This is a genomic window from Alteromonas sp. HB246098, from assembly GCF_054890645.1.
The window spans coordinates 1,369,877-1,382,241 of record NZ_JBTZUG010000001.1 but is presented as its reverse complement, the minus strand read 5'-3'; the positions used below and the strand labels follow the sequence as shown (position 1 = coordinate 1,382,241).

Here is a 12,365-nt window from a genome sequence, read left to right as displayed (position 1 = left end):
GGGTTATTCAGGTCGTAATTGACGAAGTTAATGATGTATAGACAAAACTAGGTGTTAGTTATCACCGTTTTCGCTGTAGTGGGAGTACGTAATGGTCAGGTTATAGACCATTTTTTACTATAACTTTCACTATTGGCAATCAAAACCCATTGAACTGAAAGGTGGCATAGGTAAGAATAACGCCACATTCAATCGTATAAAGAAGTAGAGCGAACGCCTTACCTCTACGCTCGTCTAGCTTGGCTAGCCCGCTAAAATACGAAACAAAAGATACGAAATAAATCAGGAGACAACATGCCCTCTCGCCGTGAACTCGCCAATGCTATCCGTGCATTAAGCATGGATGCCGTTCAACAAGCTAAATCTGGTCACCCAGGCGCCCCTATGGGGATGGCTGATATCGCGCAGGTATTATGGGGTGATTTCTTATCACACAACCCTGCGAACCCGTCTTGGGCCAACCGCGATCGCTTTGTACTTTCAAATGGTCACGGCTCGATGCTGTTGTACTCTCTGCTTCACCTTTCAGGCTATGAATTGCCAATTGAAGAGTTAAAGAACTTCCGTCAGCTACATTCTAAAACGCCTGGTCACCCAGAGTATGGTTATGCGCCGGGTGTTGAAACTACTACTGGCCCACTAGGTCAAGGTATTAGCAATGCAGTGGGTATGGCGCTTGCCGAGAAAGTGCTAGCGGCACAGTTCAACAAAGACGGTCACACTATTGTTGATCACCACACCTACGCGTTCTTAGGTGACGGCTGCTTGATGGAAGGTATCTCACACGAGACATGTTCACTAGCCGGCACGCTAGGCCTTGGTAAGCTCATCGCATTTTGGGATGACAACGGCATTTCAATTGATGGTGAAGTAGAAGGCTGGTTCACTGACGATACGCCAGCACGCTTTAAGAGCTACGGTTGGGAAGTGATTGAAGGCGTTGACGGTCACGATGCGGAGCAAGTAAAAGCCGCCATTGAGAAGGCACAAGCGAACACCGCGCAGCCTACGCTTATTTGTTGTAAAACCACTATTGGCTTCGGCTCGCCTAATAAAGAAGGTACGGAGTCTTGTCACGGTGCACCACTAGGTGATGACGAAATTGTCGCTACACGTGAAAAGCTTGGCTGGAGCCACGGCGCGTTCGAAATTCCAGACGATATCTACGCAGGCTGGGATGGTAAAGACAAAGGCTCAAAAGCGGAAAGCGCGTGGAACGACGCTTTCGCAGCATACGAAGCCGAATACCCAGAGCTTGCAGCAGAATTCAAACGCCGCGTAAATGGTGAGTTGCCAGCAGATTTCAGCGACAAAGCAGACGCTATCATCGCTGAACTTCAAGCTAATCCTCAAAACATTGCTTCACGTAAAGCGTCGCAAAATGCATTAAACGCGTTTGGTCCGTTACTTCCTGAGCTATTAGGCGGCTCTGCCGACCTTGCTGGTTCTAACCTAACCATTTGGGAAGGCAGTAAAGGCGTTGAAGCAAATGATGCATCAGGTAACTACATTTATTACGGTGTACGTGAATTTGGTATGTCTGCCATGATGAATGGTATTGCCCTTCACGGTGGCTTTAAGGCATACGGTGCAACTTTCCTAATGTTTATGGAATATGCACGTAATGCGGTACGCATGGCGGCGCTAATGAAGCAGCCTGCAATTTTCGTTTACACCCACGATTCAATTGGTCTAGGTGAAGACGGCCCAACGCACCAGCCGGTAGAGCAGGTGGTTGCGCTACGAGCTACGCCTAACCTTGATAACTGGCGTCCTTGTGATCAGGTTGAGTCTGCTGTGTCGTGGAAGTCTGCCATTGAGCGCATTGACGGACCAACAACGCTAATCTTCACGCGTCAAGGCTTAGCCCAGCAAGAACGAACGGCTCAACAAGTTGCAGATATTGCTAAAGGCGGTTACGTACTTAAAGATTGCGAAGGTACACCAGAGCTTATTCTTATTGGTACCGGTTCTGAAGTTCAGCTTGCCGTTGAAGCAGCAGAGAAACTTACCGAGCAAGGTAAGGCCGTTCGCGTAGTATCTATGCCATCAACTGACGTATTCGACCGTCAGTCTGCTGACTACCGAGAAAGCGTACTGCCGTCTAGTGTTGTAAAACGTGTAGCGGTTGAAGCCTTGTCTAAAGACAGCTGGTATAAGTACGTCGGCTTTAACGGCGCTATCGTAGGTATGGACACCTTTGGTGAGTCTGCACCTGCAGGCGACCTGTTCAAGCACTTCAACATTACCACTGACGCTGTAGTAGAGGCTGCACTGTCTCTGTAAGAGGTAATAGATAAGCCTATGGTAAATATTGCCATAAATGGGTTTGGTCGTATTGGTCGTAACGTATTGCGCGCACTTTATGAAAGTGAGCGCAATAACGAATTTAAAATTGTGGCCATTAACGACATTGCTAAACCCGAGGGCATAGCACATTTACTTAAATACGATACCGCCCACGGGCGGTTCCGTTTTGATGTGGCCTTAGAAAACAACACGCTTAATGTGGCAGGCGACGATATTACGTTGCTCGCGATAAGCGATATTAAAGACCTACCCTGGAAAGACTTAGGCATCGATATTGTGCTTGAGTGTACGGGAAAGTTCGATGACAGAGCATCGGGGCAAGCCCATTTAGATGCTGGCGCTGGCAAAGTGCTGTTCTCGTCACCCGGATCACCAGATTTAGACAATACGGTCATTTTCGGAACCAACGAAGACACGTTGACCAGTGAACAAAAATTAGTCTCCAACGGCTCTTGCACCACAAACTGCATTGTTCCGGTTATTCAAGCGCTAGACGCCGCGTTCGGTGTTGAAAGTGGTACGATCACAACCATTCACGCGTCTATGCACGATCAGCAAGTTATCGATGCTTATCACGAAGATTTGCGTAGAACCCGTGCCGCGAGTCAGTCAATTATTCCCGTTGATACACGCCTTGCCGCCGGTATAGAGCGTATTCTGCCTAAGTTTGCGGGTAAGTTCGAAGCCATTGCCGTACGTGTACCTACTATCAATGTTACTGCTATGGACTTAAGCGTAACGCTTCAGTCTAAGGTAACTATTGAACAAGTGAATCAAGCACTGCGCAATGCAAAAGCAGGGCGATTGCAGGGCATTTTGGACTACACCGAAGAGCCTTTGGTGTCGGTAGATTTCAATCACGACCCTCACTCGTGTATTGTAGATGGCACACAAACGAGAGTCAGTCACAAACAGCTGGTTAAAACACTGGTGTGGTGTGACAACGAATGGGGTTTTGCAAACCGTATGCTCGATACCGCTAAAGTGATGTTCGACGCAAAATAAAGCATTGATGCTGCCAAGGGTTGGTAGCACCAGCCCGCGCAGCTTTCACAGTTAATTTGAGCGTGTTTCACTTGTTTTAACACGTTCTACTGAATTTAAATTAACATAGGAAAGACGATGGCAATTCCAAGCATGAGCGATATGGCCCTAAATGGCCAGCGCGTATTAATTAGACAAGATTTAAATGTGCCGGTAAAAGACGGCAAAGTAACTTCTGATGCGCGTATCAAAGCATCAATTCCTACGATTAAAGCAGCCCTAGACGCTGGCGCGGCAGTTATGGTGATGTCTCACCTTGGCCGTCCTACTGAAGGCGAGCCTGCTGATGAGTTTTCTCTTCAACCTGTGGTTGATTACCTTAACGACGCCCTAGACGTACCGGTTAAGCTTGTTAAAGACTACCTAAACGGCGTTGAGCTTGCAGACGGCGAATTGGTTATCCTTGAAAACGTACGTTTTAACAACGGCGAAAAGAAGGACGACGAAACGTTAGCGAAACAGTACGCAGCACTTTGCGATATTTTCGTTATGGATGCCTTTGGCACCGCTCACCGTGCACAAGCGTCTACTCATGGCGTTGCTAAATTTGCGCCAAAAGCCTGTGCTGGCCCATTACTTGCTGCTGAATTAGATGCACTGGGTAAAGCGCTAGACAACCCTAAGCGCCCAATGGTTGCTATTGTCGGTGGTTCAAAAGTATCGACCAAGCTAACCGTACTAAAAACACTGGCTGAAAAAGTAGACCAGCTAATTGTTGGCGGTGGTATCGCTAATACCTTTATTGCGGCACAGGGTCACAATGTCGGTAAATCTTTGGTGGAAATGGATTTAACCGAGCAAGCCACGCAGCTTATGAATGAAGCTCAAGCGAATGGCGGTAATATTCCAGTGCCAACAGACGTAGTCGTAGGCAAAGCGTTTGATGAAAATACCGAAGCGACGCTAAAAGTAGTCAGTGATGTTGCTGACGACGATATGATTTTTGATATCGGCCCAGATTCGTCAAAAGCGTTAGAAGATATTATTAAGAATGCGGGCACTATTGTTTGGAATGGCCCTGTAGGCGTTTTTGAATTTGAACAGTTCAGTGCAGGTACGAAAGCGCTTTCAGAAGCGATTGCAGCAAGCGACGCATTCTCAATCGCAGGTGGTGGTGATACACTAGCAGCAGTTGATAAATACGGAATTGCCGATAAGGTTTCTTATATTTCAACAGGTGGTGGCGCGTTCCTTGAGTTCTTGGAAGGTAAAACACTACCAGCGGTAGCAGTACTAGAAGAAAAAAATAAATAAGCCTAAGCGCTGTATAAAAACACAGCGCATAAAAGCTCTCGATAGCTAAGGCCTAGTGCAAAGTTGCCCCAACATGCGTCACGCTCAGTAACAGCATTTTTGAGCGTGACCATTTAATCGGAGACGATTACCCCAGCGAAACAGTGAAGTACGCTGGCATAAATACCAATTTTATTACAGATGTGTTTACTCTAGGTGCCGGCTAGCCGTGTAAGAGACAAACAGATCTTTAATAGAATTGGTATAACAATAAACCCTACACCTGTCTATTAAGGCAGTAATATACAAAAGGAGTGTTGCAATGGCATCACAAGCTCAGCAGGCAATGCTGGATAAACTGAAAACACAAACCGGTTTTATTGCAGCGTTAGATCAAAGCGGCGGTAGTACACCTAAAGCGTTACGCTTATATGGCATCGAAGAATCTGAATACAGCTCAGACGAAGAGATGTTTAATCTAGTTCACGAAATGCGTACACGCATTATCACCAGCACCCCTTTTAGCGGCGAACGCGTTCTTGGCGCAATCTTATTTGAAAACACCCTTGATAGAGAAATTGAAGGCATGTCTACTGCACACTTCTTGTGGCAGAAAAAGCGTGTCATCCCTTTCTTAAAAGTTGATAAAGGATTGGCCGAAGAGAGCAATGGTGTTCAAGTGATGAAGCCTATGCCTGGCCTTGATGCTCTGCTTGCTAAAGCGGTAGCGCAAGACGTATTTGGCACTAAGATGCGCAGTGTGGTAAAGCTTGCGAATCATCAAGGTATTAAAGATGTCGTTGCTCAGCAATTTGAAGTAGGTAAGCAAATTCTAGCTGCTGGCCTTGTCCCAATTATCGAGCCAGAGGTTGATATTCACAGCCCGCAAAAAGCAGAAGCTGAAGCGCTACTTAAGTTAGAGATCCTAACCCAGCTTAATCTTCTTAGCGAAGGTGAAGAAGTGATGCTTAAGTTAACGCTACCAACCGAAGCTAACTTTTATAAAGAGCTTGTTGATCACCCTCGCGTACTTAAAGTGGTTGCACTGTCTGGCGGCTACAGCCGTGACGACGCAAACGCAAAACTATCAGAAAACCAAGGTATGATCGCGAGCTTCTCTCGCGCATTAACCGAAGGTGTATCTGCACAGCAATCTCAAGAAGAGTTTGAAGCAACGCTAGATAAAGCGATTGAAGGTATCTACCAGGCGTCTAAAGCCTAGACTTTCTCTTAACTTGTTTATTACAAAGAGCGCTATTCAGCGCTCTTTTTGTTTAGATTAACGCATTCAATTCAAAGCCTGTTGTCAAAAAAAAGCGGACTGTGTAGCATCTCGCGCCATTGTCATTGCTTGATATCATTGAAGCCTAGTATTGGAAGTAAACTGGTGAATTTCCAACACATAAATACTCAACGCTTTTGCTACGGTTTAGCGCTGTTATTGTTTACGTGCTTGCTTACCATTAAACAAGATATTAAGCCCATCTCGTTTAAGCATCAGCTTGATGCATCCGTCTCGACCCTATCAATAGAAAGTAGCGCAGAAGAAAATGGACAAGACGACCTATTTTTGTCCGTTATCAATACGTTTGGTAACGCTGCGATTATTAGTTCACTTAGTGAAAACCCCCTCCCGTATTTAGTCTCTTGGTCTAAGAAGAGCTACGTCACCCCACTTACAAGAGCGCCACCTGCTGTTTAAGCTTTTCCTCTTGCTTTAATTTTCGAGAGAAAAGCCTTTCAATTTCAAAATTTTCACAAACGTCAGTTCTCTTCAGAGCTGGTTATATTCGTGCGTGCATGGCTGAGTGATTGAGAAGCCCGATCGGCAATAAAACTGACCGGTAAACAAAAACGAGCAGTAAATTACTCGCTATGCCGTACTAATGCTGTTGCCTGTCTATAGGCAATACCTATAAGAACGATTTTAAAATTATGAGCAAAAAAACGCTTTTAGCAGCAAGTATTCTTACCGTCATTTTAACTGGGTGTGGTCATCAAGAGCACGAAGCTCATCATAGTGGTCCGCTAGAGTTCAATGTCTCGCATCCAATAAACAAAGATACAGTTCTTGTTAAAGAGTACGTCAGTCAAATTCGCGCCATTCAACATATTGAGTTAAGAGCAATGGAAAGAGGGTACCTCGCCTCTACGTTCGTTGATGAAGGTCAGACCGTAGAGAAAGGAAGCCCTATGTTTAAAATAGTGCCTACTATCTACGAAGCAGAACTTAAGCGAGCTCAGGCAGAGGCTAAAGCTGCGCAAATGGAGCTCAAAAACACCAAATCGCTAGTTAACCAAAATATAGTCTCACCTAACGAGCTTGCTGTTGTAGAAGCTGAGTATCAAAAAGCGCAGGCTGAAGTTGAATTAGCAGAAGCACATTTGGCATTCACTGATATTAAAGCACCCTTTACTGGGAAAATGGACCATTTAGAAGCAAGAACAGGTAGTCTGCTCGAAGAGGGAGAGCTTCTTACAACCATGTCTGATTTAAGCCAAATGTGGGTTTACTTCAATGTGCCAGAGTCGGAGTATCTAGATTATGTACAAAGCGGAAAAGCAAATGAAGGGACGAGCGTTCGCTTAAAGCTCGCAAACGGCACAATTTATCCTTACGAAGGAGTGATAGATACCATTGAAGCCGATTTTGATAATCATACTGGCACAATCGAAATGCGTGCTTCATTTCCTAATCCTGATGAAATGTTACGACATGGACAAACCGGTAACATACTTGTCGACGTTGACTATCCAAACGCGCTGGTCATTCCCCAAAAGGCGACTTTTCAAATATTGGATCAGAACTATGTATATGTTCTAGATGCTGACAATACCCTTAAAACACGACATATAGAGATTGCAGCTGAGTTACCGCACATCTTCTTGGTATCAGAAGGGCTGAAAGAAGATGACACTATTCTTCTTGAGGGTTTGAGACGAGTAAGTAATGGCGATCACATAAAGCCGAACCTTATTTCTTCTGACGATACGTTAGCTGAACTAGCACTTCAGGCAGAGTAGGGGATTAAGTATGTTTGGTGTATTTATTAAACGTCCGGTGATGGCGATCATGCTATCCCTTATGATTATCTTCTTAGGCGCGCTTTCGGTTTTTACCTTACCGACTTCTCAATTTCCAGATATCGCTCCCCCCAGGGTTTTAATTTCATTGGCATACCCTGGTTCAAGTGCTGATGTACTCGTAAAGTCATCTTTGGTGACCATTGAGCGTTCGATAAATGGTGTGCCTGGCATGAAGTACATTGTGTCTGATGCCACAAGTGCCGGTGAAGCTACTATCCAAGTTATCTTTGACTTGGATGTTGACCCTAACCAAGCGCTAATAAACGTTAAAACGCGGCTTGATCAGGTAATGAACCGGCTCCCGCAGTTGGTACAACTTGAGGGAGTAGTACTTCAAAGGGTGCAGCCAAGCATGTTGATGTATATCAACGTCTACAGCACAGACGAAGAGGCCGATGAGAAGTTTCTTTATAACTACTCGAACATTAACGTTATACCAGAAATACAGCGTGTTAACGGTATTGCCAGCGCTAAAATATTGGGTAGTCGGCAGTATGCTATGCGCATCTGGTTAAAGCCAGATCGCATGCGAGCGTATAACATTTCAGTCGATGAAGTGATGGAGTCGATTGATGAGCAAAGCCTTATTGGTCGTCCAGGCCGACTCGGACGAAGCTCGGGAATAAGTGCGCAGTCTAAAGAATATGTGCTTGTTTATGAAGGACGGTACGACGAGCCTGATGAATACAAAAATATCATTATCAGAGCGGATAGTGACGGCAAGCTGCTTAAGTTAAGTGACATAGCAGACGTAGAGCTTAGCAGTGAGTTTTTCGATATCTATTCAAACAAAGATGGGTATCCTTCTGCGGCAATCGTGTTAAAGCAAAATTATGGCAGTAGCGCTAATGAAGTGATATCTCAAGTAAAAGCTAAAATGGCAGAGCTTGAAGAAACCTTTCCCGAAGGCATGAAATACGAAATTAACTATGACGTGTCTAAGTTTCTCGATGCATCGATAGAACAGGTACTGCATACCTTATTTGAGGCATTTATCTTAGTTTCGCTGGTGGTTTTCATCTTTTTGGGAGACTGGCGTTCTACCTTGATTCCTCTATTGGCCGTCCCCGTATCCTTAATTGGTACCTTCTTTTGTATGCAAGCGACGGGGGTAAACATTAACCTAATCACCCTTTTCGCGTTGGTATTGGCTATAGGGATAGTGGTAGATAACGCCATTGTTATCGTCGAAGCTGTGCATGCAAAAATGGAAGAGAGCGCTAGCTTAACGCCCTATATGGCTACGCAGCAGGTATTAGGTGAAATGGGCGGCGCTATTATTGCTATCACGCTTGTGATGACAGCGGTATTTGTGCCTTTAGTGTTTATGACTGGGCCAGTGGGCGTCTTTTATCGTCAATTCTCTATCACCATGGCATCGTCTATTATCATCTCTTGTATTGTAGCGCTTTCGCTAACGCCAGTGTTGTGCGCGATGCTACTTAAAAATCCGCACACACACACCAAAAAAGCCACGCCAATTAGTAAGCTTATCGATGTATTCAATCATTGGTTCGACAAGCTCACCGGGCGTTATACCAGCATCATAAAAGCGTTAGTAACCCGTCGCGTGGTGACTATTTTGTCGCTTTTTGCGTTTGTCGCAGGCACGATTGGTTTCAATCACATTCTTCCGACTGGTTTTATTCCCGGAGAAGATCAGGGGCAAATTTACGCCATTATTCAAACCCCTCCAGGAAGCACCCTTGAAGTAACAAATGAAGTAGCAAGAGAGCTTCAAACCCTTGCCCTAGATGTCGAAGGGGTGTCATCAGTTTCTTCACTCGCAGGTTATGAAATCTTAACGGAAGGTCGTGGCTCTAATGCGGGTACTTGTCTAATTAACCTTAAAGACTGGGCAAATAGAGACCAGACGGTAGAGGAAATCATTGAAGAGCTTGAAGCTAAGACCCATCACCTTGGCGCTGTGGTTGAATACTTCGAGCCCCCTGTAGTTCCTGGCTATGGTGCGTCATCTGGGCTGTCGTTCCGTTTGCTCGACAAAACAAATACGACGGATTACCAAGAGTTTGATGAAATAAATCAAGCTTTCATGGATGAGCTGTCAAAACGTAAAGAACTCAAAGGGCTATTTACTTTCTACGCGGCTAATTACCCGCAATATAAAATTGAAATAGACAACCAAGCTGCGATGCAAAAAGGCGTATCAATTGGTAAGGCAATGGAAAACCTTAATATCCTAATTGGTAGTACCTACGAGCAAGGTTTTACCCGTTTCAATAACTTTTACAAGGTGTATACCCAAAGTGCTCCAGAGTATCGTCGTTATCCGAGTGACTTGATGGACTACTACGTTAAAAATGAGGAAGGTGAAATGGTGCCTTACTCTGCGTTTATGAAGCTGATTAAAACGCAAGGGCCTAATGAAATCACTCGATACAATCTTTACACCTCTGCAGCCATTCGTGCGGAGCCCGCAAAAGGCTATACCTCTGCCGAAGCTATTAAAGCGGTTGAAGAAGTTGCTGCAGCAACGTTACCTAAAGGCTATGACATAGGCTGGGAGGGGTTATCGTTTGACGAGGCCAAACGCGGTAGTGAAGCCATCGTCATATTCGGTGTAGTTCTACTATTTGTATATATCGTATTGGCGTCGCAATATGAAAGCTTGCTGCTTCCTCTTGCCGTTATTTTGTCGTTACCAAGTGGCCTAATCGGATCTTTTATTCTGCTTGACCTAATGGGCTTAGCGAACGATGTCTACGCGCAATTAGGTCTTGTAATGCTGGTTGGATTACTGGGCAAGAACGCCGTGCTGATTGTTGAATACGCGGTACAGAAAAACCAGCAGGGTTTATCTATCGCAGAAGCCGCCGTTGATGCGGCGAAGCAGCGATTCCGCCCTATATTAATGACTTCATTTTCGTTTGTGGCTGGGCTTATACCCTTGGTCGTCGCTACAGGAGCAGGTGCGGTAGGAAACCGTACTATTGGTGCTTCAGCACTGGGAGGCACACTTTGCGGTAGCGTCTTCGGCATAATAGTTATTCCAGGCTTGTACTACCTTTTCGCTAAGCTAGAAGAGGGTAAGTCATTAATTAAAAACGAAGATCATGTTCCACTTACAGAAACCTACCACTACAACGATGAGGTGCTAAGCGATGAAAAATAACACGCGTCTTTTGAAAAAGCCTCTTTTTGTGGCAATTGGCAGCGCACTACTTGTTCAAGCGTGTGCAATCCCGTCAATAGAAACGCGGGACCCAAATGTAACCATGCCGGATCAGTTCAGTGTAAGCACTGAGCTTGGTACTGAGAACAGTACAGGCTTAAACGCCGACAAAAACAACGATGCCAGTAATGGTGAAGCAAAAATTGAATGGGAGGCGTGGTTCAACGACCCATATTTGACAGCGTTAGTTGAAACCGCTGTAACTAATAACAAGGAAGTTGCCGTACTTGTACAACGCATTAATATGGCGTCTAACGAGGTGTATGCGCGCGAAGGTGAGTATTTACCAAGCGTGTCTGCAGGTGCTGCTATTGAAACCGAAAAAGTGGGTGAATATACGCGAGAAGGCGCGGTGGAAGAGCAGCTTGATATCAGGGAAGGTAAAGCTTTCCCTGATCCTTTAGCTAATTTAGAGCTTGGTCTAAACGCCTCTTGGGAAGTAGATGTCTGGCATAAACTCAGGGATGCCTCGAAGGTGGCATCACTTGAATTCTTAGCTTCTATTGAAAGTAAGAATTTCTTTATCACTCAACTTGTTTCTGAAGTGACTCGTAGCTACTACGAACTATTAGCTTTGGATAACAAGTTGGCTAATATTGATGCCACCATAAAGCTACAGCGCAACGTTATTCAAACTATAAACGCACTGAAAGAATATGGTCGAGCTTCTTCCTTGCCCGTAGCACGCTTTAACGCCGAGGTGAAAAAGAACGAAAGTGAACGCTTTCTCATCAAACAAGAAATTGTGGAGAAAGAGAACACAATCAATCTATTGTTAGGGCGCATGCCTCAGCCTATTCAACGAAATAGTAACGCTTTGTTTAGCGAAGACATTGTTAAGCCTAATATTGGAGTGCCTGCTTCACTGTTAGAAAACCGACCCGATATTCGAGAGGCTGAACTTACGCTGCAGGCTGCAAACTTAAATATAGATGTAGCTAAAGCGAACTTTTACCCTTCATTAGAGCTTAAAGCAGGGGTAGGGTTGTCAGCGTTTGATAGCCGGTATTTGTTTAATGTACCAGAGTCACTGGCCTATTCGCTATCTGGCGATATTTTTGCCCCGCTAATCAATCGACGAGCTATTGAAGCTGTTTATAAAAATGCGAGTGCCGAGCAGGTCCAGGCCGCCTATGAGTATGAGCTTACGCTGCTAAAAGCGGTGACAGAAGTGTCTAATAGTTTGTCTAAGCTTGATAATCTCGAAAAAAGTGCCGACGCTAAAAAATCGCAAATTGCGTCTTTGGAATCGTCAGTGGATATTGCAAATCGGTTGTTTACGTCAGCGCATGGTGAGTATTTAGAAGTACTATTGGCGCAGCGCGAAGCATTGGAAGCACGCAGTGAGTTTATAGAAACTCGTCAGCAGCAACTGGCTGCGCTTGTTGACTTATATCAGGCCCTAGGAGGAGGCTGGCAATCTTCGTCGACCTAACCTAGATTGGCTAAGTTAATAACTATTTAAGGAGAGCAATTGCTCTCCTTTTTTTGTTTTATC

The 12,365-nt window shown here is 45.0% G+C and carries 8 protein-coding genes; all 8 read left to right on the top strand.

The genetic code is table 11. The features are described 5' to 3' along the window. The first annotated feature begins 294 nt into the window (after positions 1 to 294). Entirely contained in the window at positions 295 to 2,286 is a 1,992-nt protein-coding gene (tkt, locus tag ACYTPF_RS05890) for a transketolase (RefSeq protein WP_461851503.1), read from the top strand. An 18-nt stretch (positions 2,287 to 2,304) separates the two neighbouring features. Then, the gene (epd, locus tag ACYTPF_RS05885; protein WP_269917316.1) at positions 2,305 to 3,315 is read left to right on the top strand and encodes an erythrose-4-phosphate dehydrogenase; all 1,011 of its coding nucleotides are present in this window, start codon (positions 2,305 to 2,307) and stop codon (positions 3,313 to 3,315) included. 117 nt (positions 3,316 to 3,432) lie between these two features. After that, positions 3,433 to 4,608 carry a phosphoglycerate kinase gene (locus tag ACYTPF_RS05880; protein ID WP_461851502.1) on the top strand — a complete coding sequence of 392 codons (1,176 nt, stop codon included), beginning with the start codon at positions 3,433 to 3,435 and terminating at the stop codon, positions 4,606 to 4,608. A 301-nt stretch (positions 4,609 to 4,909) separates the two neighbouring features. Beyond that, complete coding sequence (locus tag ACYTPF_RS05875; protein ID WP_461851501.1) at positions 4,910 to 5,809, top strand: fructose bisphosphate aldolase; 900 nt, start codon at positions 4,910 to 4,912, stop codon at positions 5,807 to 5,809. A gap of 165 nt (positions 5,810 to 5,974) precedes the next feature. Beyond that, entirely contained in the window at positions 5,975 to 6,289 is a 315-nt protein-coding gene (locus tag ACYTPF_RS05870) for a hypothetical protein (RefSeq protein WP_015066299.1), read from the top strand. Positions 6,290 to 6,522: 233 nt separating this feature from the next. Then, positions 6,523 to 7,611: an efflux RND transporter periplasmic adaptor subunit gene (locus tag ACYTPF_RS05865; protein WP_461851500.1), complete on the top strand. Its 1,089-nt coding sequence runs from the start codon at positions 6,523 to 6,525 to the stop codon at positions 7,609 to 7,611. A gap of 10 nt (positions 7,612 to 7,621) precedes the next feature. Then, positions 7,622 to 10,807, top strand: a complete 3,186-nt coding sequence (locus tag ACYTPF_RS05860; RefSeq protein WP_461851499.1) for an efflux RND transporter permease subunit — start codon at positions 7,622 to 7,624, stop codon at positions 10,805 to 10,807. Further along, the gene (locus ACYTPF_RS05855; protein WP_461851498.1) at positions 10,797 to 12,302 is read left to right on the top strand and encodes a TolC family protein; all 1,506 of its coding nucleotides are present in this window, start codon (positions 10,797 to 10,799) and stop codon (positions 12,300 to 12,302) included. The genes ACYTPF_RS05860 and ACYTPF_RS05855 overlap by 11 nt, the downstream gene beginning before the upstream one ends. Positions 12,303 to 12,365 lie beyond the last annotated feature (63 nt).